Source organism: Stenotrophomonas sp. STK16_22, from assembly GCF_051984505.1.
Taxonomy (GTDB): Bacteria; Pseudomonadota; Gammaproteobacteria; order Xanthomonadales; family Xanthomonadaceae; genus Stenotrophomonas; species Stenotrophomonas maltophilia_A.
The window spans coordinates 3698253-3724572 of record NZ_CP196972.1 but is presented as its reverse complement, the minus strand read 5'-3'; the positions used below and the strand labels follow the sequence as shown (position 1 = coordinate 3724572).

General features: G+C 63.6%; 24 protein-coding genes. 16 read left to right on the top strand and 8 right to left on the bottom strand.

Annotated elements, in window-relative coordinates:
• Nucleotides 1-142 precede the first annotated feature (142 nt).
• Nucleotides 143-547, top strand: coding sequence for a DUF805 domain-containing protein (locus ACSYAO_RS17320; protein WP_049463498.1), 405 nt, complete (start codon nucleotides 143-145; stop codon nucleotides 545-547).
• A gap of 1 nt (nucleotide 548) precedes the next feature.
• On the opposite strand, the gene ACSYAO_RS17315 is transcribed toward ACSYAO_RS17320, so the two are convergent.
• Nucleotides 549-1406 (bottom strand): DUF1911 domain-containing protein, encoded by an 858-nt coding sequence (locus ACSYAO_RS17315; protein WP_262220640.1) that lies wholly within the window; start codon nucleotides 1404-1406, stop codon nucleotides 549-551.
• A 115-nt stretch (nucleotides 1407-1521) separates the two neighbouring features.
• Between ACSYAO_RS17315 and ACSYAO_RS17310 the strand changes: the two genes are divergently transcribed.
• Nucleotides 1522-2703 carry a hypothetical protein gene (locus tag ACSYAO_RS17310; protein ID WP_149908731.1) on the top strand — a complete coding sequence of 394 codons (1182 nt, stop codon included), beginning with the start codon at nucleotides 1522-1524 and terminating at the stop codon, nucleotides 2701-2703.
• A gap of 125 nt (nucleotides 2704-2828) precedes the next feature.
• On the opposite strand, the gene ACSYAO_RS17305 is transcribed toward ACSYAO_RS17310, so the two are convergent.
• Together ACSYAO_RS17305 and ACSYAO_RS17300 are read right to left on the bottom strand one after the other, a co-directional pair.
• Nucleotides 2829-3251 (bottom strand): acyl-CoA thioesterase, encoded by a 423-nt coding sequence (locus ACSYAO_RS17305; protein WP_149908730.1) that lies wholly within the window; start codon nucleotides 3249-3251, stop codon nucleotides 2829-2831.
• 79 nt (nucleotides 3252-3330) lie between these two features.
• On the bottom strand, nucleotides 3331-3696 hold the full coding sequence (locus tag ACSYAO_RS17300; RefSeq protein WP_223224661.1) for a hypothetical protein: 366 nt from the start codon (nucleotides 3694-3696) through the stop codon (nucleotides 3331-3333).
• 167 nt (nucleotides 3697-3863) lie between these two features.
• On the opposite strand from ACSYAO_RS17300, the gene rimK reads away from it, so the two are divergent.
• The 5 genes from rimK (at nucleotide 3864) to ACSYAO_RS17275 (ending at nucleotide 8043) form a co-directional block, all read left to right on the top strand.
• Nucleotides 3864-4742: a 30S ribosomal protein S6--L-glutamate ligase gene (gene rimK, locus ACSYAO_RS17295; RefSeq protein WP_071229673.1), complete on the top strand. Its 879-nt coding sequence runs from the start codon at nucleotides 3864-3866 to the stop codon at nucleotides 4740-4742.
• A gap of 245 nt (nucleotides 4743-4987) precedes the next feature.
• Nucleotides 4988-5464, top strand: coding sequence for a hypothetical protein (locus ACSYAO_RS17290; RefSeq protein ID WP_149908729.1), 477 nt, complete (start codon nucleotides 4988-4990; stop codon nucleotides 5462-5464).
• Nucleotides 5465-5553: 89 nt separating this feature from the next.
• On the top strand, nucleotides 5554-6027 hold the full coding sequence (locus ACSYAO_RS17285; protein WP_071229642.1) for a hypothetical protein: 474 nt from the start codon (nucleotides 5554-5556) through the stop codon (nucleotides 6025-6027).
• Between the two features lie 8 nt (nucleotides 6028-6035).
• The gene (locus ACSYAO_RS17280) at nucleotides 6036-6713 is read left to right on the top strand and encodes a response regulator transcription factor (protein WP_005410804.1); all 678 of its coding nucleotides are present in this window, start codon (nucleotides 6036-6038) and stop codon (nucleotides 6711-6713) included.
• Nucleotides 6676-8043, top strand: coding sequence for a sensor histidine kinase (locus tag ACSYAO_RS17275; RefSeq protein ID WP_032128829.1), 1368 nt, complete (start codon nucleotides 6676-6678; stop codon nucleotides 8041-8043). The genes ACSYAO_RS17280 and ACSYAO_RS17275 overlap by 38 nt, the downstream gene beginning before the upstream one ends.
• Nucleotides 8044-8216: 173 nt before the next feature.
• Here the strand turns inward: ACSYAO_RS17275 and coaE are convergent, their stop codons facing one another.
• From coaE to ACSYAO_RS17260, 3 genes are read right to left on the bottom strand one after another with little or no spacing between them, the layout of a single operon-like run.
• Nucleotides 8217-8828: a dephospho-CoA kinase gene (gene coaE, locus ACSYAO_RS17270; protein WP_149908728.1), complete on the bottom strand. Its 612-nt coding sequence runs from the start codon at nucleotides 8826-8828 to the stop codon at nucleotides 8217-8219.
• An 11-nt stretch (nucleotides 8829-8839) separates the two neighbouring features.
• Nucleotides 8840-9703, bottom strand: a complete 864-nt coding sequence (locus tag ACSYAO_RS17265) for a prepilin peptidase (protein WP_032128827.1) — start codon at nucleotides 9701-9703, stop codon at nucleotides 8840-8842.
• An 8-nt stretch (nucleotides 9704-9711) separates the two neighbouring features.
• Entirely contained in the window at nucleotides 9712-10971 is a 1260-nt protein-coding gene (locus ACSYAO_RS17260; RefSeq protein ID WP_149908727.1) for a type II secretion system F family protein, read from the bottom strand.
• A gap of 357 nt (nucleotides 10972-11328) precedes the next feature.
• Here ACSYAO_RS17260 and ACSYAO_RS17255 point away from each other — a divergent pair, with 357 nt between their 5' ends.
• The 6 genes from ACSYAO_RS17255 to pilB all read left to right on the top strand — a co-directional run bounded on the left by ACSYAO_RS17255 (nucleotide 11329) and on the right by pilB (nucleotide 18681).
• The gene (locus tag ACSYAO_RS17255; RefSeq protein ID WP_149908726.1) at nucleotides 11329-11739 is read left to right on the top strand and encodes a pilin; all 411 of its coding nucleotides are present in this window, start codon (nucleotides 11329-11331) and stop codon (nucleotides 11737-11739) included.
• Nucleotides 11740-11821: 82 nt separating this feature from the next.
• The gene (locus ACSYAO_RS17250; protein WP_188348074.1) at nucleotides 11822-13783 is read left to right on the top strand and encodes a hypothetical protein; all 1962 of its coding nucleotides are present in this window, start codon (nucleotides 11822-11824) and stop codon (nucleotides 13781-13783) included.
• Nucleotides 13776-14222 carry a GtrA family protein gene (locus ACSYAO_RS17245; protein ID WP_180838167.1) on the top strand — a complete coding sequence of 149 codons (447 nt, stop codon included), beginning with the start codon at nucleotides 13776-13778 and terminating at the stop codon, nucleotides 14220-14222. The genes ACSYAO_RS17250 and ACSYAO_RS17245 overlap by 8 nt, the downstream gene beginning before the upstream one ends.
• A complete protein-coding gene (locus ACSYAO_RS17240) occupies nucleotides 14219-15763 on the top strand; it encodes an NAD(P)/FAD-dependent oxidoreductase (RefSeq protein WP_149908724.1) in 1545 nt (514 codons plus the stop codon). The genes ACSYAO_RS17245 and ACSYAO_RS17240 overlap by 4 nt, the downstream gene beginning before the upstream one ends.
• 144 nt (nucleotides 15764-15907) lie before the next feature.
• Complete coding sequence (galE, locus tag ACSYAO_RS17235) at nucleotides 15908-16837, top strand: UDP-glucose 4-epimerase GalE (protein WP_440565990.1); 930 nt, start codon at nucleotides 15908-15910, stop codon at nucleotides 16835-16837.
• Nucleotides 16838-16953: 116 nt separating this feature from the next.
• Entirely contained in the window at nucleotides 16954-18681 is a 1728-nt protein-coding gene (pilB, locus tag ACSYAO_RS17230) for a type IV-A pilus assembly ATPase PilB (protein WP_149908722.1), read from the top strand.
• 151 nt (nucleotides 18682-18832) lie between these two features.
• Here the strand turns inward: pilB and ACSYAO_RS17225 are convergent, their stop codons facing one another.
• Entirely contained in the window at nucleotides 18833-20206 is a 1374-nt protein-coding gene (locus ACSYAO_RS17225; RefSeq protein ID WP_032128822.1) for a sigma-54-dependent transcriptional regulator, read from the bottom strand.
• A gap of 60 nt (nucleotides 20207-20266) precedes the next feature.
• Entirely contained in the window at nucleotides 20267-21880 is a 1614-nt protein-coding gene (locus ACSYAO_RS17220) for a sensor histidine kinase (RefSeq protein WP_049463506.1), read from the bottom strand.
• Nucleotides 21881-22285: 405 nt separating this feature from the next.
• On the opposite strand from ACSYAO_RS17220, the gene sucC reads away from it, so the two are divergent.
• From sucC to ACSYAO_RS17205, 3 genes are all read left to right on the top strand, one after another.
• Nucleotides 22286-23455, top strand: coding sequence for an ADP-forming succinate--CoA ligase subunit beta (sucC, locus tag ACSYAO_RS17215; RefSeq protein ID WP_004154430.1), 1170 nt, complete (start codon nucleotides 22286-22288; stop codon nucleotides 23453-23455).
• 20 nt (nucleotides 23456-23475) lie between these two features.
• Nucleotides 23476-24351, top strand: a complete 876-nt coding sequence (sucD, locus tag ACSYAO_RS17210; protein WP_005410793.1) for a succinate--CoA ligase subunit alpha — start codon at nucleotides 23476-23478, stop codon at nucleotides 24349-24351.
• 233 nt (nucleotides 24352-24584) lie between these two features.
• Entirely contained in the window at nucleotides 24585-26219 is a 1635-nt protein-coding gene (locus tag ACSYAO_RS17205; protein WP_100437657.1) for an NAD+ synthase, read from the top strand.
• Nucleotides 26220-26320 lie beyond the last annotated feature (101 nt).

Sequence of the window (26320 nt, the reverse complement as noted above, 5' to 3'; positions counted from 1 at the left end):
GCTGCGCGGCTGCCGCGGCGGGCTCCTGCAACCTCCGCTGTCTGCCGGGTCCGCCGGGTCGCAGGGTTCAGTTGGTGCTGGGCTTGGGGATGCTAAAAGATCGTTAACCCTTGCCTCCCATCGTCCGCTGCCCGGAGCGCGAATGATCCCCGCACTTTTGCCCCTCAGGCGTTGCTTTGATTTTTCAGGGCGATCCAACCGGAAGGAGTTCTGGTCGTACTCCCTGTCTGCTGCACTTGTGGGGGCAGTGGGCTACACCTTGATGGACGGCGGATACTGGCTGGCGGGCACCGTGCTGCTCGATGGGGAGGCCTTCGAGCCGTTCCGGACGCTGGGGTGGGTCATGACGGTCTGCGCGGTCATCGTCCTCCTTCCGCCCATGCTGGCCCTGGCCGTTCGACGACTGCACGACATCGACGAGTCCGGCTGGTACGTCGTGATCGCCTTCATCCCGTTGGGTGTGTTCGTCCTCTTCCCGGTCATGCTTCTGCCGGGCAACGAGGAAGAGAATCGATTCGGCGGTGTTTCCGGCCTGCCGGGTGCCTGACTCAACGCCGGGCGAAGTCCACCAGGTCGGAAGGGTAGTGGGGGCAGGTGCGTAGCGTGGCGTCGTCACCGCCATACAGCACCACCAGCGCAGCCACTTCAAATGCCCAGTAGCCCCACGCGTTCGGCCCGATCAGGCGCCGGGTCCGCTTCTGAGCCTTTGGCGGCAGCAGGAAGAAGTCGCGGTACTGCACCTGCAGGTAGCCGGCCAGCAGTGAAGGGTCGAACGCTTCACCGTCGCGCAGCGGCGCGAACAGCTCGGCGAACGGTCGCGGATGAAAGACCTCATCACTGGCTTCCACCAGGCCCAGCGCCGGCGCGCTGAGGTAGTCCAGCACGCGGTCGGTGTCGAAACAGAGCACCTTCTCCACCAGCGCCGGCAGGCGTTCCTGCGCATCCAGCAGCACGTCCAGTGACAACAGCTGCAGTGCGTACTCGTAGTGCTGCGTTGTACGCGATTGCAACGACGCAGCCAGCGCGATGTCGTGACCTTGTTGCTGCAGGCTTTCCCGGGCAATGGCCAGCAAACGCGCATGCTCGAGCCAGAGATCTGCTACGTCGGCATGCATCTGCTGCAATGCCGCGGGGGCGAAGCCGCGGTCGATGCCTTTCAGCAGCAGGTTGCTGCCGGTCTGTGCAACCGTCTCCCAGCCGTAGGCATGCTCCAGGGCTGCATGTCCCTGCAGCGGTTCCTCCGCAGATTCACCGCCATTGCGCGCATGGCGTGCAAGGAAGGCCATGCCTGCGTTCCAGTCCGCCTGCCAATCCGGCAGGCGAAGCGTGCGGCGCGGCTGGCCCGGGGCCTTGGCCAGTGCTCTCCATCGCGGCAGCATGTCCTGCAGCAGATTCCGGCGATTCACGGCAGTCATCGATTCCATCATCAGCGAGAGTCTAGCGGCATTGCCGGCTCGAACCCCATTGCCTGGCACAGCGTTGAAGGTTTGAATTGTGCACAGTCGCCGCCACCAAGCCTGCATGACCGTTGATCGAATCGCCCTCCGTCGTTTCACCCAGTGGCTGCCGTTCCTGATATGGGTAGCGATCTGCGTGGTGTGGTGGTCGCCTTGGGGCGTGGTCGTTGGCCTGGCCGCATGTCTTGCCCTGGGCGGCGTGCTGCAGCACTTCGATCTGGTCGGCGATGCTGTAGGGGGCGCACTGCTGCGCTCGCGGGCGAAGCTGCCCTTCGCCACCCGGCCGCCCACGCATGATGTCCTGTTGGATTGGGGCGAGCTGGGCATGGGCGGGCCGGCCTACGGCACCCTGATGCTGCGCGATGGCGCCATTGTCGAGGGCGTATCCACCGCAGGCAGCCACGATGCCAGCGGCGAGTGGCTGGCGCTGGCGGGTAGCGCGCTGCGTGTGGCCAGTGGCTACAGTGATCGCAGCGAAGCGGTGATCGTCTACGACGAAGCGGACAAGAGGGTGATGCACCTGCTGGCGATTGTTCCCAGCCTGTTCTGGCAGGAACTGCACGAGCGCCGGCAGCTTGGCGGGGATGCCGAAGCCGCGATGTGGTTGCGGGATATTCCCAGTCGATCGACCACGCTGCGCCCCTGCCGGGGTTTATGGCTGGAACAGGAGCATCCGGCGCTGGCCGCCGGGGTGCCGCAGGTGTTGCGGCATGTCCTGCCTGATGCCCGGGTGCTGCAGGCCATCCCGCTGCTTCCCGACGACCTGCGCCTGACTGCGCATCCGACCTTGTTCGCGCGCATCTGCCCGTACGCGCTCTGTCTTGATGGCGAGCCCAGTGACCGTCACGCCTGCGATCTGGAGACGGTCATTGCCAGCCCGTCCGGTCGATGCGTGGTGGTGGCGGGAAGCGTGCTTGATGGGGATCTGCGTCCCATCGAGGGCGTATGGCTCGTCCACTGGCAGGGGCGTTGGCAGGCCATTGGCCGCCGTGCGATGGGCGGCACTGGCAAGACCCGGAGTGGGGCCTGGATCGATGTCATCGCGGTCGGCGATGACGGAACGCTTCGCTGCGAAGCCTATGAGGAACACTGGACGTTCGAGGCGATCACACTCGTCCCCACGCCACATACGGCATTGGCGCTGCCTGTGGAATGGCGGGAAACCGCATTGGCCGTGCGTGTCCGCGATGGGGGCTTCTCGCTGCGCCTGCCCCGCGCGGATCAGCGGCCCTCAGTCACAGGTTAGACTGCGTCGAATCAAACAGGGAGGTTCCGGCATGCGTCGTCGATGCAGGCCGGGAAAGCGCTGGAAAAGCTGAAGAAATGGGCTGCGGGCAGTACCGGGTGCGGATGACCGGACTTCCGTATGGCTCATGCGCCTGCCGCCTGCACCTGTTGCGCATACTCCTCGGTAAACAGCCCTGACAATGCCCGGCGCTGCTCTGCATCGATGGCGCGCGAGGCGTTGGTTGTGTAGTCGAAATGCACCATCACGCAGCGCCCGCTGGCCACCAGGGCCTCGAACTGGAACGCCTGCTGCACGATCGACAGCGAGGAGCGGCCGATGTTTTCGATGCGGGTCTCGATGCGCACTTCGTGTCCCGGCTGTATCTGCTGCAGGAAGTCGATTTCGTAGCGGCGCAGGATCAGCGTCAGGTCGCGCATGCTGGCCTCGCGACTGAAATGGCGGAAGATCTCCTGGCGACCTTCCTCGAGCCAGACGGGCAGGGCGGTGTTGGTGACGTGGCCGAGTACATCCACTTCGGAGAAACGCGGAAGGATCGTCAACGGCATGAAGTCTCCGGGGTGTAGTGGGTGGGGTCTCCGGCGACGGTGCAGCCATCGCCGGAGACAGTGCGGCGACTACCGGCTGTCAGTCTGAGTAGAAGCCGTTGCCGAGGGTGCCGGGCAGGCCGGGTTCCGGCCACGGCATCAGTGACGTGCAGGCGTCATACAGCGTGCAGAAGTCCTGCCGCAGTTGTGCAGGCACCCAGCTGCCATAGGAAACGTCGGTCGAGTCGCCCTGGCAGGCGTAGGAAACATCGATCCAGCGGGTATTGGCGTGTGAGGCAACGCCCTGGTGCTGTGTCTTGCCCGTGCAGTAGCGCAGGCCCTGGCCGATCAGGGTGTTGTTGGCATCGAAGTAGAGCCGGGAGACTGCGTGGGTTGGCGCAGCCTGTACGTGTGCGGCGCTCCCCATCAGGCCAAACAGCAACAACAGCGGAATTCCCATTCGCATCTGTGGTTCTCCTTGGGTTGTGTAAGCCGGCCGTGTCCTGTCCTGTAGCCGGCAACAGCCATCTTCGCACAGCCCCGGCAGGCACGCAGATACGGCGGCCTGCAGGGCATCATCCGCCCGCCACACGCCCGCGCTATGCTGCGCGCCTGCCGTCCGATCCTGCCGCGATGAAGCTCGCCATCCTGTCCCGCAACAGCTCCCTGTACTCCACCCGCCGGCTGGTCGAGGCGGCGCGCGCGCGCGGCCACACCGTTCGCATCCTCGACCCGCTGCGCTGCTACATGCGCATCGCCGCCGATGGTTTTTCGATGCACTACAAGGGCCGGCCGATGACCGGCGTGGACATGGTCATCCCGCGCATCGGCGCCTCGATCACCCGCTATGGCACCGCCGTGCTGCGCCAGTTCGAGCTGATGGGCGCGCGTACTCCCAACCCGTCCGATGCGATCCTGCGTTCGCGCGACAAGCTGCGCGCGCACCAGCTGCTGGCAGCCAAGGGCATCGACATGCCGGTCACCGTGTTCGGCGACAACCCCGATGACACCGTCGACCTGCTGTCCATGCTCGGCCCGCCGCCGCACGTGGTGAAGCTCAACGAGGGCACCCAGGGACGGGGCGTGATCCTCACCGAGAAGGCCAGCGCTTCGCGTGGCATCGTCGAGGCCCTGCGCGGGTTGTACGCCAATTTCCTGATGCAGGAATTCATCGGCGAGGCCAAGGGCGCCGACCTGCGCTGCTTCGTGGTCGGTGACCAGGTGGTTGCCTCGATGCAGCGCCAGGCGCCGGAGGGTGACTTCCGCTCCAATCTGCATGCCGGCGGCACCGCGGTGGCGGCCAAGGCCAGCCGCGCCGAACAGCAGGTGGCGGTGCGTTCGGCCAAGGCGCTGGGCTTGTCGGTCTGTGGCGTGGACCTGATCCGCTCCGCGCGTGGCCCGCTGGTGCTGGAGGTCAACTCCACGCCCGGGCTGGAGGGCATCGAAGCCGCCTGCGGGGTGGATGTGGCCACGCGTATCATCGAGCACGTCGAGAAGATAAAAAAATCATGATTAATCAATGGCTTGAAATTCTCATGGTCAAATGAGGCCGGCTTTAACACGCCTTTAATCGGCGTCGGCGTAGCCTTCAGCGAACCGCAGCTCTGCCTCTCAGCAGGATCGGTATCGGGATACGACTTCAGACCCAGGCGGGGCACCGCCTGGGTCTTTTTTATGCCGCCGGAAGTCCCTTGTGGAGGCAGCGTGACGGCCGTAGAGTGGCGCCCATCGTTCCTGGATGGATCCGGAGGCTGGCGATGTACCGCATCACGATGATCGCGTTGTTGCTGGGGCTGTCTGGTGCTGTCTCCGCCAAGCCGGAGAAGACCGCCATACAGATGGATGGGCAGGCCCCGGTGGCCGACCAGGTCCGGCGGGTTGAGAAGGCCCTCGATGACGGCGAGTACAGCGAGATTTCCGCCGATGACCGCGCCCAGGTGCAGCAGGCACTGGCGCGCATCACCCAGCGCATGGGCGACCACCGCACGCTTCAGGAGCTCCCGCCGCAGGTCCAGGCGGAGGTGTTCAACGACCAGGAGCGTATCAATACCGTTCTTGTCCGCGCCCACGAGGACAGCCGCCAGATCTGCCAGCACACCCGCACCACCGGCAGCAACATGCCTAAAAGCCGCTGCCTGACCGTGGCCGAGCGCCGCCGGATCGAAGAAAAGGGCAAGGCACTGCTCAACGACCAGCGCACCTTCAACAACTTCAACCCCGCCACCAACCACTAGGCCGTCCGGTGCCCCTGCGCATGGCACTTGCTGGCGTGAAGGTGGTGCGAATACAGTCAACACTCAACTCAAACAAGGATTCGTTTGTCATGAAGTCCCTCCTGATGTCGGCGGTCCTGATCTCGGGCCTGACCCTGGCCACCGCCGCCTCTGCATCGAACCAGTCCGGTGAGGTCTTTATCCCCGGCAAGCCGCTGCAGCAGCAGATCGAGCGCATCGAAATCGAACTCAACGATGGCGAGACCTACAGCGAACTGAAGCAGACCGACCGCAGCCGCGTACGCGAGGCGCTGGTGCGCATGCGTACGGCTGTCGAGCAGCATCCTGACCGCGATTCCATGCCTGAACAGGTACGAACCGACGTCTTCAACGACCAGCAGATCGTGAACACGGTTTTGACACAGGCACGTGAAGATAGTCGTCTAATATGCCAACGTGAAAAGGCCACGGGTTCGAACCGGTCCACGACGCAGTGCACTACCGTTGCCGAGCGCGCCCGGCGGAAGGACAAGGCACAGCGTGATATGGGCCAGGCCCAGCGCATCGGCAAATTCGTAAATTAGAGGTGACAGTGAGAATCCTGGTAATCGAAGACAACAGCGACATTGCGGCCAACCTGGGCGACTACCTGGAGGACCGGGGCCACACCGTGGACTTCGCGGCTGACGGGGTTACCGGTCTGCACCTGGCCGTGGTGCACGAGTTCGACGCGATCGTGCTGGATCTCAATCTGCCAGGCATGGACGGCATCGAGGTCTGCCGCAAGTTGCGCAATGAAGCGCGCAAGCAGACCCCGGTACTGATGCTCACCGCCCGCGATTCGCTGGACAACAAGCTGGCCGGCTTCGATTCCGGCGCGGACGACTACCTGATCAAGCCGTTCGCGCTGCAGGAAGTGGAAGTGCGTCTGAACGCCCTGTCGCGACGCGGCAAGGGCGTGCAGACCCGCGTGCTGGAAACCGGCGATCTGGAATACAACCTGGATACGCTGGAAGTGCGCCGCCAGGGCAAGCTGCTGCAGCTCAACCCGACCGCACTGAAGATCCTGCAGGCGCTGATGGAAGCGGCCCCGGCCGTGGTGACCCGCCAGGAGCTGGAAACCCGTGTGTGGGGTGAAGAACTGCCCGATTCGGATTCCCTGCGCGTGCACATCCATGGCCTGCGTGCGGTGGTCGACAAGCCGTTTGAAGTGCCGCTGATCCAGACCCGCCATGGCATCGGATACCGCATCGCCACCCCGGAAGCCTGATTCGGTGGCAACCAAGGGGGAGCGCCGGCGCACGCCTTATCGGCGGCGCCTGCGCAGCCGCATCATCGTTTCGTTCGTGTTGTTGGGCTTCTGCCTGACGACACTGTTCGCGTTCGCCACCAACTGGGCCCGCCTGCGCGTGGAAAACCAGCTGGTGGAAGAGCTGATGAACCGCAACATCGACGAGTATGCGCGCCGCTATTACGAGCACCCCGGGCATAACCCGGACGCACCGGTGCTGCAGATCAAGGCCTATGCCTATTCGAAGGACAAGTTCGACCGGGTGCGCGAAGAGCGCGCGCAGTGGGCGGGCTTCTCCGATGGCATCCACAGCGTCAGCGGCGATGAGCACGGCGAGCCGTACTCCTACAAGCTGGCCGTACGCAAGACGCCCGACGCCTGGTTCTTCCTCGCCTATGACATGACCGACAGCGTGCGCGGCGGCAAGCAGCTCAACCGCGCGCTGGTGCTGTCGGTGCTGGTGTTCAGCGTGCTGTCGCTGGTGCTGGGCTGGTGGTCGGCCTCGAAGGTGATGAAGCCGGTGTCGGATCTGGCCGCGCGGCTGCGTGCCTATCGCGGCGGCACCAGTGATCCCGAGCCGTTGGCGCCACGCTTCCCCGACGACGAAGTGGGGCAGCTGGCCCAGGCGCTGGACGACTATTCCTCGCGGCTGACCGAAGTGGTGCAGCGCGACCGTGAATTCAATGCAGACGTCAGCCATGAGCTGCGCACGCCGCTGGCGGTGATCCGTGGCGCTACCGAACTGTTGCTGACCCGGCCCGGCCTGGACGAGAAGGTGCTGCAGCGCCTGCAGCGCATCCAGCGCGCCGAACAGCAGTGCAGCGATCTGATCGGCGCGCTGCTGCTGCTGTCGCGCAACGAGCGCGGGCAGGGCACCAGCAACGTCGCCCGCGTGGCCGAGCAGCTGCTGGACGCACACCGTGCGCAGCTGGGTGGCAAGCCGCTGGAGCTGCTGCTGGAAGGTGAGCGCAATCTGGTGATCGACGCGCCCGAGGCGGCGCTGTCGGTGGCACTGGGCAACCTGATCGGCAACGCCGTGAAGTACTCGCAGGACGGCGAGGTACGCGTGTTCGTCGGCACCAATTCGGTGTCGGTAACCGACAGTGGCCCGGGCCTGAGCGAGGAAGACGCGGCCAAGCTGTTCCAGCGTGGCTACCGCGGCACGCATGCTGGCCACTCGCAGGGCGGCGGCATCGGCCTGTCGATCGTCAGTCGCCTGTGCGACCTGTACGGCTGGCAGGTAAGCGTGCGCCCCGGCGGCCAGCGTGGCGTGATTGCCACCCTGACGTTCTCGCCGAAGCCGTTGTAAGGGCCCCTGCTTTGGTGGGTGCCGACCTTGGTCGGCACGAACCCCGCCGACCCTGCATCGCGCCCTGTGCCGCTTGTGCCACCACCGTGATCGCTGCCGCGCCCCGCGCGTGTAGATCCACGCCATGCGTGGATGCACTTCGGTAGTGCCGGCCGCTGGCCGGCAACCAGGCCTCAACCCCCGGCCAACCCCAGATACCGCGCATGCAGCTGTTCCACCTGCACCTGCAGGTCCTCCGGCCGCCCATCATTGACCACCACGTCATCGGCCAGCGCCAACCGCTGTGCGCGGCTGGCCTGCGCAGCAATCATCCGGTCGGCCAGCGCGGCATCAATGCCATCGCGCTGCATCAGCCGCGCATGCTGCACGGCTTCGGGTGCATCCACCAGCAATACCCGGTCCAGCCACGGGTAGGCTTTCTGCCCGCCCACCTCGGTCAGCAGCGGAATCGCGGCAATCGCATAGGGGCTCTCAGCCTGCTCGCACTGCTGTTGCATCAGCAGGCGGATGGCCGGGTGGGTGATGGCTTCCAGCGCCGTCCGCTCGGCCGGGTCGGCAAACACGTGGGCGCGCAGGCGCCCCCGGTCCAGGCTGCCATCGGCCAGCAGCATGTCGGCGCCGAAACGCTCGGCGATACGGGCCAGCGCCGGGCTGCCGGCAGCCACCACGGCCCGTGCGGCCAGATCGGCGTCGGCCACCACGATCCCCAGCGCCTCAAAGCGCCGGGTCACCTCGCTCTTGCCCGAGGCGATGCCTCCGGTCAGGCCAACCACATAGCGGCTCATGGGGACTCCCCTCAGCGCAGCCCGCTCATCACCAGATACTGCTCCACCAGTGGCGCACCCCACATGAAGTACAGCCAGCCGGCGATGGCCAGGTACGGCCCGAACGGGATGGGCGTGGCGCGGTCACGGCCGCGGCTGTACAGCCAGATCGAACCGATGATGGCGCCCAGCACCGACGACAGCAGGATGATCGGCAGGATGCCCTTCAGACCACACCAGGCGCCCAGGGCCGCCAGCAGCTTGAAGTCGCCGTGGCCCATGCCTTCCTTGCCGGTCAGCTGCTTGAACAGCCACCAGACAGTCCACAATGACAGGTAGCCCACCGCCGCGCCCACCAGGGCGGGCTTGGCTGGCATGTAGAGGTTGTCGATGCTGCCTATCAGCCCCAGCCACATCAGCGGCAGGGTCAACTGGTCGGGCAGCAGCTGCGTTCGCAGGTCGATGCCGGACAGGGCGATCAGGAAGCAGGTCAGCACGATGGCACCGAAGCCCTGCCAGCCGAAGCCGAACTGCCAGACGCAGGCCAGCACCAGCACCGAGGTCAGTGCCTCCACCAGCGGGTACTGCAGCGAGATCGGCGCCTTGCAGTGGCGGCACTTGCCACCCTGGATGATCCAGCTGAACAGCGGGATGTTCTCGTACCAGCTCAGCTTGTGCTTGCAGTGCGGGCAATGCGACGGCTCCACCACGATCCCCGGTGGGGGTGGTTCATAGAAGTCCGGTTCCTCCAGGACTTCGCGCGCATCGCGCTTCCACTGCCACTCCAGCCGCTTGGGCAGCCGCAGGATGACCACGTTCAGGAAACTGCCCAGCAGCAGTCCCAGGGCGGCCGCGGCGGGGTAGCCGAGGCCGGGGTGCTGGTCGAGAAATGCCATTGATACCTTTAGCCGACGACGGCGCCGAGTTTGAAGATGGGCAGGTACATCGCGATGACCAAGCCACCGACAATGGTACCAATGAACACCATGATCATCGGTTCCAGCAGGCTGCTCAAGGCATCCACGGCATTGTTCACTTCCTGCTCGTAGTATTCAGCCACCTTGAACAGCATGGCGTCCAGGGCGCCCGCCTCTTCGCCGATGCCGGTCATCTGGATGACCATGTGCGGGAACAGGGCAGTCTGCTTCATCGCCATGTTGACCGGATAGCCGACCGAAACGTCATCGCGCATGCGCAACACGGACTCCTCGTAGACCTTGTTGCCGGTCGCGCCGGCCACAATGCCCAGCGCCTCCACCAAGGGAACACCGGCCTTGAAGGTCACTGCCGTCGTACGGGCAAAGCGGGCGATGGCACTGTTGTGCATGATCTGCCCGATCACTGGTACCTTCAGAATGGCCCGATCCAAGCCATGCTGCATCTTTGGCGATCGCTTGTAGGCCATGATCGTTCCAACGACCACCGCAACGATCACGATCACGATGGGCAGCCACCAGCTAACCATGAATCGAGATAGTCCCACGACCATCTTGGTAAAGGCCGGAAGGTCTGCACCGAAGCTGGTGAAGACTTCTTCGAACTGGGGAACGACCCATACGAGCAGGATCGTACTGACCAGGAAGGCCACCACCAGAATCATGGCGGGGTAGAACAGGGCCTTCTTGATCTTGCCCTTCAGTGCTTCGATGTTCTCCTTATAGGAGGCGATCGTGTCCAGTACCGTTTCCAGCACACCGGCGCTTTCACCCGCGCGCACAAGGTTGCGGTAGAGCTCGTCGAACTGGACAGGGTGACGACTGATCGCTTCGTTCAGTGAAGAACCCCCCTCGATGTCAGCCCGAATCCCATCCACCATCTTCTTCATGCGTGGGTTCTTGTGCCCGCTGCCGATGATTTCCAGTGCCGAGACGATCGGTACGCCGGATTTCATCATCGTGGCCATCTGCCGGCTGAAGAACGCGATGTCCTTGGCAGTCACCGGCTTGCCGGCTGCGCCGAACAGCGGCTTCGGCTTCGGTTTGACCTGGCCGGGGTTGATCCCCTGCTTGCGTAGTTCGGCGCGCAGCAGATTGGCGTTCTTCGCCAACTGCTCGCCCTTCATCTTAATACCCCGCTTGTCGGTCCCCTCCCAGACAAACGGTTGCAGCTCCATGGTGCTACGCGCCACGGGCTCTTTCTTGATCGCACTGCGACTGACAGACATGTTGGCTCCCCAAGGCCCGCCATCCCCAGGCGGGCATCCTGACCGGCGATGGTAGCCGGTTCAGGGCCGTCCGGGGAGCCTGCTGGCGTGACGCCGCGCAGGGTTTTCGACCTGGCGAGACGAAAGGTGACGTACCGCGTCACATTGCCGCGTCCATCGCAGATTCGCTTCTGGGGGGTTCCCATCCGCGAAATTGCTGCCATCATTGGCGCGGGGAAATCGGGGAGACGCTGCCATGGGAGATTGGCACGTAACCTGCGTTGATCCACCCGCGGGGAAGGGCAGCCTGCTCATCCGGTCATCTGGCCGGCAGCCACCCCCGACATCAACCACTACTTATCTTGGGGATGTACCACCATGAAGAACCAGAAGGGCTTCACCCTGATCGAACTGATGATCGTCGTCGCGATCATCGCCATCCTGGCCGCCATCGCGCTGCCGGCCTACTCCGACTACACCAAGAAGTCGAAGGTGTCGGAAGTGATTCTGGCTGCTTCGTCGCTGCGTACCGCTGTGGCTGAATATGCTGCTTCGAACAATGCACTGCCGGCTGCTGCCTGGAGTGGCTACGAGGCCCAGTCTTCGAAGTATGTCAAGAGCGTTGCTTGGCAGACCGGCAAGATTGTTGCAACTGCACAGGGTATTGACCCGGCTATCAATGATAAGACCATTGAGCTCAGCGCCTCTCTGAATTCCACCAATGGTACTGTTGCGTGGACCTGCGGCGGCGACATCCCGGCCAAGTTCCGTCCGGGTAGCTGCCAGTAATTCCACCGCTCTTTCGAGCGGGCAGTGTTTCAAGGGAGCCCCGCTTTACGCGGGGCTTGCTTTTTTGGGGGAAGGATAGGGAATGAATGCTCTGCGCAGGATGGCGCCATGGTGTTTTGCATTGGCGCTGATTGTCTATTTGAGGCCATACACCGGTATTCGTCACGACGCCACTCTGTATCTTGCGCAAGCGCTGAGGGTAATCTCGCCGGACGTATTTAATCGTGACCTCTTCTTTGTTGCTGGAAGCCAGGCCGACTTCACGGTCTTCCCGCAACTCTTGGCCGCCTTGCTTCGTTATTTTCCAGTGGGCGATGTTTTTCTTGCGCTTACCTTCTTCACCAGGTTGTGCTTCTACGCTGCAAGTTGGTATCTGATCCGAGTGCTCTTCCCTGGGAAAATGCAGTGGCCTGCTATTTTCTCATTGATCGTGATGCCTACTGGATATGGCTCATACAGCATATTTGCATACGCAGAGCCTTTTCTGACCGCTCGCCCCATTGCCGAAGCTCTGTCTCTGATCGCTTTGGGCCTTTTGATTCGTCGCCACTCGATGTGGGCAATTATTGCCTTGGGCATCGCAGGAGGCCTGCATCCATTGCAGGCGCTGGGTGCGGCGATTGTTGCCTGGTGCTGGCTGGTTATGCAGAACCGACGATGGCTGTGGGCGCTACTGGCGGCGATCCCTGTCTGCATCTTGGGCATTGCCAAGGTCGGGCCGTTCTCCGGATTGTTCACTAGGATCGATCCGGATTGGATGGAGCTGCTGCTGCAGTTGAGTGACAATATTTTCCTCTCCCACTGGGAGGTCCGGGACTGGTGTATTGTCGTCACGGATTTTTATCTTCTGTATCGGCTTTCCCGTTGTGTTCCCATCGATAGTCCTCTTGTCGCGCTCTGTAAGGCGGTCATGGCGGCATTCGCCGTCGGACTCACGTTGTCCGTTCTCTTCGCCGATATGCTGCAGTTGGCGTTGCCCGCAGGCGCCCAGTTTTGGCGTGTGCTCTGGGTAGTTCACTGGTTTGCGATGGCAGGTTTGCCATGGGTGCTGTGGGATCAGTGGCAACGCCAGCCGAAGGATTGGGTCGCGATTATTCTGATGGTGGCGATTGTCGGGACGGGCGCGAGTGTCTCCCGGACGACTCTGCCATGGGCCGTGCTCGGCCTGATTCCTCTGAGCATTGCTTGGCCTTACGTTTCAGCCAAGGTGGGAAGAACCATCAAGGGTTTCATGCTGGTTGGTCTCATTGCGATTCTTGTGGTCGCTTTGTTTCGCTATCAGTTCAGTGCGTGGCTAGTTTTCAAGGCGCTCGGTAGCAGTCTGGAACGTGTCCGTCAGGATGTAGTGATACTGGGTTACCCGTTAATAGCTGGCTCATTTGTAGCGCTTCTTGCCTGGATCTATACCCGCTCAGGGAGGAATCTCGGTGCTGCACTGGGAGTGCTTTCTTTGATTGCATTGGGAGGGGCGGTACACCTTTGGGATTCGCGGAGTCCTTGGTCGAGAGTGGTTGAGGCATCTGCAGGCCAAGATGTGTTCGGTGAGCATGTGCCGCTTGACTCGACTGTCTACTGGTACTCGGCAGAACCCTCGCCGTTAGGGCCATGGCTCGTGCTAGGACGTGCAAGCTACTTCAATATCTTCCAAATGGCAGGGCAGGTTTTCAATCGAGGCACATCATTCGCAGGCATACAGCGCCAGCTCCAGATTGGACCGGTGAACGTCCAAGGTGAGATCTGCGACACTGTGAACGCGGTAAACGGAGAGCCTGATTCGTGTTGGATCGGCGACGCTGGGCTGCGCTACATGTGTACGCCTTACAAGGACGTCGCTGCGCCCGACTATTTCGTCCTGCCTTTCCGACAGACTCGCCATGTGCGGGGAACATGGGAGGCTCGTCACCCGGATACCGATGAGCTTCTCGGCAGCTACTACCTGTACAAATGCAGTGACTGGAAAGATCCCTCCGGTAAGGCACACATTGATCGGCAGTCTTGGAACTCCGTTTCGGTTCGTGGTGGGGAGGGAACTGACAATGAATAGATCCTCGCGCGGCGCAATTCACGGGAAGGGAGTAGTTGGCGAAGGTATTGGCTATCTAGCAGCATCTGCCATCGCCTTGGCGGCTGATCTGGGAGCGTTCTATCTCCTCTCATGGTGGATTGGCGGCTGGTACTTTGCTGCTGCCGGGGGCTTCCTGGTTGGCAGTGTTGTCGCCTACGTCATCAGCGTTCGCTGGGTGTTCGTTCGACGCGCGGTCAGCTCTGCCTCGGCGGAGCTGGCCATATTCGTGCTGATTGGTTGCTTCGGTCTGCTGGTTGTCCAGGGCGTGATGTGGGTCTGCATTGAGTGGCTTGGTATGCCGGGGAGCATTGCTAGGCTCGTTGCGGTCGGGTTCTCGTTTACGTCGAACTTCGCATTGCGTAAGTTGATTCTTTTCCGGTCGCGGGCACGCGAACGGGCCATCGGGGAGGTGGCATGAGCAAGCATGTAGTAATCATCGGCGCGGGTCCGGCGGGTTTGACTGCCGCGTTGGAACTAGTCGGTCAGCCGGGTGTGCAGGTCACCGTGCTGGAGGCGGACGACTGCGTGGGGGGCATCTCGCGCACGGTCAACCACAATGGAAACCGCATCGATATTGGTGGGCACCGGTTCTTTTCGAAGTCGGACTGGGTGATGCAGTGGTGGGCGAACCTGATGCCCATCGAACACACAGGCGATGTGCCGTTGAATCTTCGCTACCAGGGCCAGGCGCGTGAGGGCTTGCCGACGGGTGCGCCTGTGGCAGAGAGCTCACAGGCGACTGCGATGCTGGTGCGCAACCGCCTGTCGCGCATCTATTTCAATCGGCGCTTTTTCTCTTACCCGTTGAAGTTGAATGCGGACAGTTTCCGAAACCTCGGGGTGGGCAAGTCCGTATTGTTCGGTTTCAGCTATCTGCGCTCGCAGGTTAGCAAGATTGAGCCGGAAGTGAGCCTGGAGGACTTCCTCGTGAACCGCTTCGGGCAGCGCCTTTATCGACAGTTCTTCAAGGAGTACACCGAGAAGGTATGGGGTGTGCCCTGTAACCAGATCAGTGCCGAATGGGGTGCGCAACGCATCAAGAGCCTGTCGATCACCAAGGCGGTGTTGCATGCTGCGCGAAGCGCGCTGGGCTTGAACGGAAAGGCTGAACAGACTTCGTTGATCGAGAATTTCCTGTATCCGAAGCATGGCCCCGGTGAGATGTGGGAAACGGCTGCCGCGCAGTTCGTCGCGCGTGGTGGCACGTTGTTGATGAAGCATCGCGCTGTTGGCCTGGAAGTGGGCGAAGGTCTGGTGCACAGCGTCACCGTACAGTCCGGGACTGGCGAAGCCTTCAAGTTGGAGTGCTCGCACGTTGTCTCGACCATGCCCGTGCGTGAGCTGGTGTCCGTCTCGCGGACAAGCTGGCCCGAGGATGTGGCTGCGATCGCCGATGGACTGCAGTACCGTGATTTCATCACTGTTGGCCTGCTTTACGATGCTTCCGATCTTCCGCGGGCACTGGGCGACAACTGGATCTACATTCAGGAGCCGGGTGTGAACGTTGGGCGTGTACAGGTCTTCAACAACTGGAGCCCGTACATGGTTCGTGATGCATCGAAGGTTTGGATGGGACTCGAGTTCTTCTGCCGAGAGACTGATCCATTGTGGAACATGGATGATGCCGACCTGCAGGCACTGGCCCAGCGCGAGATGCTCCAGATCGGCTTGGTTACTACCGAGCGTGCACAGGATGCGGTCGTGATCCGAGTACCCAAAGCCTATCCAGGCTACTTTGGTGAGGCCTACGCTCAGTTCGACCGATTGCGGTCTGCATTGGATCAGGTACAGAACCTGTTCCTGGTGGGTCGCAATGGCATGCACCGCTACAACAATCAGGATCACTCGATGCTGACAGCCAAAGAGGCTGCTGATCAGATCCTGTCCGGTAACGTGGACAAAAGTCGGCTGTGGTCGATCAACGTGGACGATGAGTATCACGAAGAGGCCAAGGCCTGAGACCAAGGCCCTCCTCATGTCTCCGTCCCGGCGCGTGCCGGGATTGAGGAAGACGATAGTCCAGCGCGGTATTCGATCTGACGTGGAGTCATGCAGATGTGGAACGTCCTTGTCTGTGGAGGGGCGGGTTACATCGGTAGCCACATGTCACAGTGGCTGGCCGAACAGGGCCATGCGGTAACCGTGTTGGACAACCTGTCTACCGGTCACCGGCAGGCAGTTAAATGGGGGGAGTTTATCCAGGCAGATCTACTGGACGAGTCTTCGCTCGTGCGTGCGTTAAGCGGGCGGCGCTTTGACGTCGTGATGCATTTCGCTGCGAGTTCGTTGGTTGCATCTTCAGTCGTCGATCCATTTCCCACCTATCGGAACAATGTGGCCGGTACGCTGAATCTACTGACGCAGCTGCGGCGCAGTGATATTGGCAAGTTGGTCTTTTCATCCTCGGCTGCTGTCTTCGGGCAGTCGTCGGCTTCCCTTGTCGACGAACAGCAGCCGAAGCAGCCGATCAATCCCTATGGCGCCAGCAAGTTGATGGTTGAGCGGATGCTTGCTGACGCTTGGGAAGCGTATGGCTTGTCATCAGTGGTACTTCGTTACTTCAATGCTGCCGGTGCTCTTCCTGAACACGGCATAGGTGAGGCGCATGCGTGCGAGACTCATCTGATTCCGAACGTGCTCAGGGCCGCCGCCGGACGGGCGCCACCGCTGAAGGTGTTTGGAGTGGACTACCCCACACCTGACGGGACCTGTGTGCGGGACTATGTGCATGTGCAGGATCTCGCACGGGCTCATGGATTGGCGATGAACCTGATGGAGCGGAGCCCGGGAGCCCATGACTTCAATCTTGGCAGTGAACAAGGCTACTCAGTCATGGATATCGTTGAGGCTGCCGCGCAGGTGGTCGGGCGCGCAGTACCTTTCGAGGTAGTCGGCCGCCGGCAAGGGGATCCGGCCCGGCTGGTGGCGTCCAGTGCCAAGGCGCAACGGGAGCTGGGATGGGAGCGAAGCTGGCAGGACCTGGTAGCTATCGTCGAGAGCGCTTGGGGTTGGCATCGGGAGCAGCCGTTCTGAAGGCGGACTTTGTGTGTCTGGACAAGCGTTCACACGGGCTGCGCGGTTAGTATGTCACCCCTGTAGACAACACTATGGCCGCCACGGCGGCCGTCTTGGGCCAGTAAAGGAAGCGTATGAGCGCAGTCACCACCCCCAATCTGGTCGGCATCACCGGCCTGGCCCGTCGCTTGGTCCAGGACGGTGCCTTGGACGAGGCCTCCGCCCGCGACGCCATGGCCAAGGCGGCGGCTGCCCGCCAGCCGCTGCCTACGTGGTTCGCGCAGAACAAGCTGGTCAGTGCCTCGCAGCTCGCCGCCGCCAACGCGGTCGAGTTCGGCATGCCGCTGTTCGATGTTTCCACGTTCGATGCCAGCCAGAACGCGATGAGCCTGGTCAGCGAGGAGCTGCTGCGCAAGCACAACGTATTGCCGTTGTTCAAGCGCGGCGGCAAGCTGTTCGTGGGTACCAGCAACCCGACCCATGCGCTGGACGAGATCAAGTTCCATACCAATCTGGTGGTGGAACCGATCCTGGTCGATGAGGACCAGATCCGCCGCACGCTTGAGCAGTGGCACGCCAGCCACGACACCATCGGCGATGCGCTGGGCGGCGACGACGAGGGCATGGCCAACCTCGACGTTGGACTGGGCGACGAAGACAACGCGGGGGGCGACTCCGGCATCGACGCCAAGGGCGACGACACCCCGGTGGTGAAGTTCGTCAACAAGGTGTTGGTCGATGCCATCCGCAAGGGCGCATCGGACATCCACTTCGAGCCCTACGAAGACGACTACCGCGTGCGCCTGCGCATCGACGGCCTGCTGAAGATGGTGGCGCGCGCGCCAGTGAAGTTGAACCAGCGCATCGCCGCGCGCCTGAAGGTGATGGCGCAGCTGGACATCGCTGAGAAGCGGGTGCCACAGGACGGGCGCATCAAGCTCAACCTGTCCAAGACCAAGCAGATCGACTTCCGCGTCAGTACGCTGCCGACCCTGTTCGGTGAAAAGGTGGTGCTGCGTATTCTCGATGGCAGCGCGGCCAAGCTGGGCATCGACAAGCTGGGCTACGAGCCGGACCAGCAGAAGCTGTTCCACGACGCCATCCACAAGCCGTACGGCATGGTGCTGGTGACCGGCCCGACCGGCTCGGGCAAAACCGTGTCGCTGTATACCGCGCTGGGCATCCTCAACGATGAGACGCGCAACATCTCCACCGCCGAAGACCCGGTGGAAATCCGCTTGCCCGGCGTCAACCAGGTGCAGCAGAACAACAAGCGCGGCATGACCTTCGCTGCCGCGCTGCGCTCGTTCCTGCGACAGGATCCGGACATCATCATGGTCGGCGAAATCCGCGACCTGGAGACGGCCGAGATTGCGATCAAGGCGGCGCAGACCGGCCACATGGTGCTGTCTACGCTGCATACCAACGATGCGCCGCAGACCATCGCGCGTCTGATGAACATGGGTATCGCCCCGTACAACATCACCAGCTCGGTGACGCTGGTGATCGCCCAGCGCCTGGCACGCCGGTTGTGCGGCAACTGCAAGCGCCCGGCGAACCTGCCGGAGCACGCGTTGCTGGCCGAGGGCTTCACCCAGGCGCAGCTGGATGCGGGCATCCAGTTGTACGAGGCGGTGGGCTGCGATGAGTGCACCGAGGGCTACAAGGGCCGAACCGGTATCTACCAGGTGATGCCGATGACCGATGAGATCGCCACCATCGTGCTGGCCGGCGGCAACGCACTGCAGATTGCCGAGGCGGCGCAGCAGATCGGGGTGAATGACCTGCGGCAGTCGGCGTTGAAGAAGGCGGCAGCGGGTGTGACCAGCCTGGCCGAGATCAATCGCGTTACCAAGGATTGAGGTAAATCCACGCCATGCGTGGATGCCGCGATGCATGAGGTTGCCGGCCAGCGGCCGGCGCTACCGCGTTGGTGGGTAGATCCACGCCATGCGTGGATGGCGCGGCGGCGCACGCCAACCAAGGTTGGCGCCTACCAGGGCCGTTCGGCCCTTACTCCATCCCCAGCTTCTTCAGCTTGTAGCGCAGCGCGCGGAAGGTAATCCCCAGCTGCGCAGCCGTGCGGGTCTTGTTCCAGCGGTTCTCTTCCAGCGCGCGCTGGATGGCGCTTCGTTCCAGCTGCTCGATGTACGAGGGCAGGGCGGCACCGCCCGGCTGCAGGTCGGCCACGGCTTCTGCGGGTGCTGCGCCGCCGGGCGCACGCGGGGCGTGCTGCGGCAGGCGCAGGTCGTCGGCACCGATGCGGTCTTCTTCGGCCAGTGCCAGCGCGCGCTCCAGAATGTTCTCCAGCTCGCGCACATTGCCCGGGAACGCATAGTGGGCCAGCGCTTCCAGCGCCGACGGCGCCAGCAGCGGTGTGGCACGGCCGTGGCTTCGGGCCAGCCGCGCCAGCACGGCGGCAGCCAGTTCCGGCAGGTCCTGGCGGCGCTCGCGCAGCGGCGGCACCTTCAGTTCAATCACGTTGATGCGGTAGTACAGGTCGTGGCGGAAGCGCCCGTCCTCGACCAGTTCGGCCAGGTCACGGTGCGTGGCCGAGAGAATGCGCACGTCCACCGGTTCTTCGTTGGCCGCACCCACCGCACGCACCGACTTTTCCTGGATGGCGCGCAGCAGCTTCACCTGCATCTGCAGGGGCAGCTCGGCCACTTCGTCCAGGAACAGGGTGCCGCCATGTGCAGCCTGGAACAGGCCCGGCTTGTCGGCATGGGCGCCGCTGAAGCTGCCTTTGCGGTGGCCGAAGAACTCGCTCTCCATCAGTTCGCCGGGAATGGCACCGCAGTTGACCGGCACGAACGGACCAGCCGCACGCGCGCCTTGGGCGTGGATGGTGCGCGCGACCAGTTCCTTGCCCACGCCCGATTCACCGAGGATGTAGACCGGCGCCTGGCTGCGCGCGACCTTGCCGATGGTGGTGCGCAGTACGTCCATCGCCGGCGAAGCGCCGAGCAGGCGTGCAGCCTGTTCGGTGGCGGGGCCGGGCGCAGGGCGTTCGGTGTTGTTGAGTTCCAGCGCGTGCTTGACCAGGCCGCGCAGCACCGAGATGTCCACCGGCTTGCTGACGAAGTCGAAGGCGCCGGCCTTCAGCGCTTCCACGGCCAGGTCCATGCTGCCGAATGCGGTGATCATCGCCACCGGTGTGCGCGGGTAGTGCTGGGCGATCTCGCTGACCAGCTCGATGCCGTTGCCATCCGGAAGGCGCATGTCGGTGATGCACAGATCGTACGGGTTGCTGGCCAGCAGCTCGCGCGCTTCGGCCAGGTTGGCGGCAGTACTGATGCGCAGCCCCATGCGGCCGAGGGTCAGTACCAGCAGTTCGCGGATGTCGCGTTCATCGTCGACGACGAGGGCGCTGCGGGTTTCGTTCATGGGCGTGAAAGATAAACGAGGGGGCTGGAAGCGACAAATGTTTGACGCACAGAATTTGAATCAGGTGGGCAACAGCGTGTGCGGGCCGGGCAGCACCAGGCGGAAGCACGAGCCTCCTGCCGGCACCGGGATGTAGTCGAGCCGTGCCTGGTTGGCGCGGCACAACTCGCGGGCGATATACAGACCCAGCCCGGTGCCATGCTCGGAGGTAGTGAAGAACGGACGGAACAGCTGTGCGGCCACGCTCTCGGGAATGCCGGGGCCACGGTCCATCACGTCGATCACCGCGCTGCGCTCGTGCTGCGCCACGCGCAGGCGCACCCGTGCCGGCTGCTGGCCGATGCGGCCGTACTTCAGTGCGTTGTGCACCAGCACGGTGAGCACCTGGTACAGGTGTTTGCTGTCGACCTGCGCCATCACCGCCGTGTCGCTGATGATCGGTTCGATGCTGTCGGTTTCCAGCGTCTGGCCCTGCTTGTACTCCAGCACGAAGCGGCGCACGAAGGCGACCAGGTCGACGTTCTCGGGTGTGGCGCGCTCGCGCCGTGCCAGCCCCAGCACGCTCTCGACGATGCCGTTGGTGCGCTGGCATTGCTGGCGGATGATCTGCAGCAGGCGGCGGTCGCTTTCGTTGAAACCGGTGCCTTCCTCCAGCAGCTGCACGGCGTAGTTGATCGCCGCCAGCGGATTGCGGATTTCATGGGCGAGGCTGGCCGAGAAGCGGCCCATCGCCGACAGGGTGAGCGATTCGGCGCGCCGCGAGACCACGCTGGAGTCGTCCAGGAATACCAGCGCCAGTTCGCTGCCGGCCAGCAGGCGGGCGAAGCGCGGTTGCACTTCCGGCTGGTCGGGGTTGAGCTGCAGCGGCAGTTCGTCCTGGGCCCAGCCGTTGCGCCAGCGCTGCAGGCGGCGCGCCAGTTCCGGCGCGGCACTGGCCAGATCCAGGCGTCCCGTCTCACCGATGCCGTCGTTGTCGCCGAGCAGCATCGAGGCCGCTTCATTGGCCAGGGTGATGCGGTTGTCGGCATCCACCACCAGCACGCCGGTACGCATGCGGCGGATGATCAGTTCGTTGATCTGGAACAGGTTGGCTACTTCGTCGCCGCGCTGGTTGGCCAGCTGCTGGTTGCGGCGCGCGCGGTTGCCCACCTGGTAGCTGATGAAGGCCAGCGCCAGGTAGCTGGTGGCGAACATGGCCAGCTCGGCCAGCGTGCGGGTGGGGTCACCGCCTTCGAGCACCTTCCAGAGGTATTCGGTACCGGTGGCCAGGCTGGCCGCAACCGCCAGGCCCAGGCCCCAGCTCAGCGGCAGCAGGGTGGCGGCAGCGGCGATGTTGAACAGCAGCGACATCGAAATGCCGGCGCTGGCACCGGGCAGGGCATGCGCCAGAAGGGTGGCGGCGATGATGTCCACCAGCACGCTGCTGACCACGATCGGGCGCAGCCAGCGTTCGTTGCGGCCGATCGCCAGGGCCAGCAGCGACAGCAGCAGATAGATCGCCGCGACGGTATCGGCCAGACGCGGGTGATGGGCCTCGCCGACCATGCCGGACAGGGGGCTGTAGAGCAGGCCGGTGATGACCGCGGCGATCAGCACCCGGTACAGCGCGAAGAAGTACAGCTCACGCCGCGGAATCGATTCGATGCGGTCGATCAATGAAGCACTGGGTGACACGCCGGAACTCCCCTTCTGGCTGCCTGGGTCTGGAATCTGCGGCGGCCCTGCCTGGCATCCCCTGAAGCCGGGCGGGTTCGTCGCTTCTATGTGGCCTGCGGTGGAAGCCGCCGGGCAAGCCCGACACTACACACCTTGGTTGACCAGTATAGGGCCCCCGGCAGGACGCCGCCGGAGCCGCCCGGATCGCGCATTTGGCCTGCCGTGGATACCGGTGGCCAGCCCCGGCCCGGGTGCAACTGCCTGAATGACGGTGGAAATCTGCCCGCGTCTGGCGTTTTGTACAGACTTCTTTGCGCCCCGGCGCCGGCTCGGCCACAATAGTGGGCCCGCCGCGGTCCATGCCGGCGCCCCGCCGGGGCCCTGAGGAATTGCGTGCGGTCGTTCCTATTCCCACGGTGACGCATGAATTTCCACGAATACCAGTCAAAACAACTGCTTGCCGAGTACGGCATCCCGGTCCCGGCCGGCAAGGTCGCTGCGACCCCGGACGAAGCGGTTGCCGCTGCCAACTCCCTGGGCCAGGGCCCCTGGATGGTCAAGGCGCAGATCCACGCTGGCGGCCGCGGCAAGGCTGGCGGCGTCAAGTTCTGCAAGACCACCGACGACGTGAAGGCCGCTGCGGCCAAGATGCTCGGCACCAAGATGGCCACCTACCAGACCGCTGGCGTTGAACTGCCGGTCAACCTGGTGCTGGTGACCACCGCCGGCGAGATCGTCAAGGAACTGTACCTGTCGGTGCTGGTCGACCGTGGCACCAAGACCATCACCTACATCGCCTCTTCGGAAGGCGGCGTGGAGATCGAGCAGGTCGCCGCTGAAACCCCGGAGCTGATCCACTCGCTGAACGTCGACTTCGTCGAAGGCGTGCAGGGTTACCACGGCCGTGATTTCGGCTTCAAGCTGGGCCTGACCGCCAAGCAGGCCGGCCAGTTCGCCAGCATCATGGTGAACCTGTACCGCCTGTTCAACGAAAAGGACCTGGCCCTGGTTGAAATCAACCCGCTGGCCATCCTGGACGACGGCAACCTGTACGCGCTGGACGGCAAGTTCGACAGCGACGACAACGCCGCGTTCCGCCAGAAGGCCCTGGTCGCCATGCGCGACAAGACCCAGGAAGATCCGACCGAAGTGATCGCTTCGGAGCTGGACATCAACTACGTCACCATGGACGGCAACATCGGCTGCATGGTGAACGGCGCAGGCCTGGCCATGGCCACCATGGACGTCATCAAGCTCAACGGCGGCGAGCCGGCGAACTTCCTGGACGTGGGCGGCGGTGCCAACAAGCAGCGCGTCATCGAAGCGTTCAAGCTGATCCTGTCCTCGGACAAGGTTGAAGGCATCTTCGTCAACATCTTCGGCGGCATCGTCCGCTGCGACATGATTGCCGAAGGCATCATCGCCGCCGTGAAGGAAGTGGGCGTCAAGGTTCCGGTCGTGGTGCGCCTGGAAGGCACCAACGTGGAAGAAGGCAAGCAGCTGCTGCGTGACAGCGGCATGGCCATCATCCCGGCTGACAACATCAACGATGGCGCCAAGAAGATCGTTGAAGCTGTCAAGAACGCTGCCTGATTCGACACCAAGGAATTCCCATGTCTGTTTTGATTAACAAGAACACCAAGGTGATCGTGCAGGGCTTCACCGGCCAGCAGGGCACCTTCCACGCCACTCAGATGATCGAGTACGGCACCCAGGTTGTTGGCGGCGTGACCCCGGGCAAGGGTGGCACCACCCACATCGACCTGCCGGTCTTCAACACCGTTGCCGACGCCGTGCAGAGCACCGGCGCCAACGCTTCGGTCATCTACGTGCCGCCGCCGTACGCGGCCGACGCGATCCTGGAAGCCGCTGCTGCCGGCATCAAGGTCATCGTCTGCATCACCGAAGGCATCCCGGTGCTGGACATGCTGCGCGTCAAGAACGTGCTGACCCGTTCGCATCCGGACACCGTGCTGATCGGGCCGAACTGCCCGGGCGTCATCACCCCGGGTGAGTGCAAGATCGGCATCATGCCGGGCCACATCCACCAGCCGGGCAAGATCGGCATCGTGTCGCGTTCGGGCACCCTGACCTATGAAGCGGTCAAGCAGACCACTGAAGTCGGCCTGGGCCAGTCCACCTGCATCGGCATCGGTGGTGACCCGATCAACGGCCTGAACTTCGTCGACTGCCTGAAGCTGTTCAACGAAGACCCGCAGACCGAAGGCATCATCATGGTTGGCGAAATCGGCGGTGACGCTGAAGAAGCCGGCGCCGAGTACATCAAGAACCACGTGAAGAAGCCGGTCGTCGGTTTCATCGCCGGTGCGTCGGCTCCGGCCGGCAAGCGCATGGGCCACGCCGGTGCGATCGCCTCGGGCGGCAAGGGCACTGCCGAAGGCAAGTTCGCCGCCATGGAAGCTGCCGGTGTTGTCACCGTCCGCTCGCCGGGCGACCTGGGCGCTGCCATCGCCAAGCTGGTGAAATAAGATCGACTGCCTCCGGCAGACGATGCTGTAGAGCCGGCCGCTGGCCGGCTGCTTGAAAACAGAAAGGCCGCCTCCGGGCGGCCTTTCTGCGTCTGGTGCCCTGACCATCCCGGTAACCCCATCCACGCATGGCGTGGATCTACTGAGCCGGGGCTGTCCACGCAGTGAGCGCGCCCGGCGCGCGCATGGCGCAGCGCTACAATGGGCACATTGCAACCACAGGCTGGATTCCCATGGCTTCGATCCGCATCGCGATGGCGCAGTTCGACTTCCCGGTCGGCGATGTCGCCGGCAACACCGAGCGCATCATCGAGATGATCGGCCAGGCGCGCGACGAGTACGGCGCCGAGCTGGTGATGTTCCCCGAGCTGGCGGTGAGTGGTTATCCGCCGGAAGACCTGCTGCTGCGCCCGGGCTTCCTGTACGAGTGCGAGCAGGCGATGGCCCGCATCGCTGCTGCCTGCCGTGGCATCACCGCCGTGGTTGGTTGGCCGCAGGCGGCCGGTGCGGTGGTCTACAACGCCGCCAGCGTGCTGCGTGACGGCCTGGTCGAGCAGACCTACCGCAAGCGTGAGCTGCCCAACTACGCGGTGTTCGACGAGCGTCGCTACTTCGATGTCGACCCGGACGGCGGCAGCTGCGTGTTCGAGGTCAACGGCATTCCGGTCGGCCTGCTGATCTGCGAGGACCTGTGGTTCGCCGAGCCGCTGGCCGACACCGTGCGCGCCGGTGCGCAGCTGGTGGTGGTGCCGAACGCCTCGCCCTACGAGCGTGGCAAGCATGCCCAGCGCGATGCAGTGCTGGCCGCACGCACCCGTGAGAGCGGGGCGGCGATCGCCTACCTCAACGTGGTCGGTGGCCAGGACGCGCTGGTGTTCGACGGCGCCTCGGTAGTGGCCGATGGCGACGGTACCGTGCACCCGGCCGCCGCCGCCTTCGTCGACCAGTGGCTGGTGGTGGAGTACGACGGTGAAACCCGCCGCTTCATGCCGCACGTGTGGATGGACGATGGCGACGAGAGCATGGACGCGCTGGCCTGGCGCGCAGTGACCCGTGGCATCCAGGACTACTGCCGCAAGAACGGCTTCAAGAAGGTGTGGCTGGGCTTGTCCGGCGGCATCGATTCGGCGCTGGTGCTGGCCATGGCCGTGGACGCGATGGGCGCGGAAAACGTCACCGCGGTGCGGTTGCCGTCGCGCTATACCGCGGGCCTGTCCAACGACCTGGCCGCCGAACAGTGCCAGGCATTGGGCGTGAAGCTGGAGGCAGTATCGATCGAGCCGGCGTTCAAGGGCCTGATGGAATCGCTGGCGCCGATGTTCGAAGGCACTGCGCCGGACGTGACCGAAGAGAACCTGCAGTCGCGCAGCCGTGGCGTGATCCTGATGGCGCTGGCCAACAAGTTCGGTGGCCTGTTGCTGACCACCGGCAACAAAAGCGAATACGCGGTGGGTTACGCCACCATCTACGGCGACATGTGCGGTGGCTATGCGCCGCTGAAGGACCTGTACAAGACCGAAGTGTTCGGGCTGTCCAAGTGGCGCAACACCGTGGGCGGCGCGCCGGTGATCCCGCCGGCCGTGATCAGCCGCCCGCCGTCGGCCGAGCTGCGCGAGAACCAACTGGACCAGGATTCGCTGCCGGCCTATGACGTGCTGGACGGCATCCTGTACCGCTACATCGACCAGGAGCAGTCGCGCACGGAGATCGTTGCGGCCGGTTACGACGCGGCCGTGGTCGACCGGGTGCTGCGCCTGGTGCGCATCAGCGAGTGGAAGCGGCACCAGGCTGCGCCGGGGCCGAAGGTCTCGCGCCGGGCATTTGGCCGCGAGCGTCGTTACCCGATCAGCAACGGCTACAAGGGCTGAAGCTGCGGTTGGCGGGTAGTGCCGGCCGCTGGCCGGCAACCCCGCATACCGCGTATCCACGCATGGCGTGGCTCTACTGCGTTCGGTAGTGCCGGCCGCTG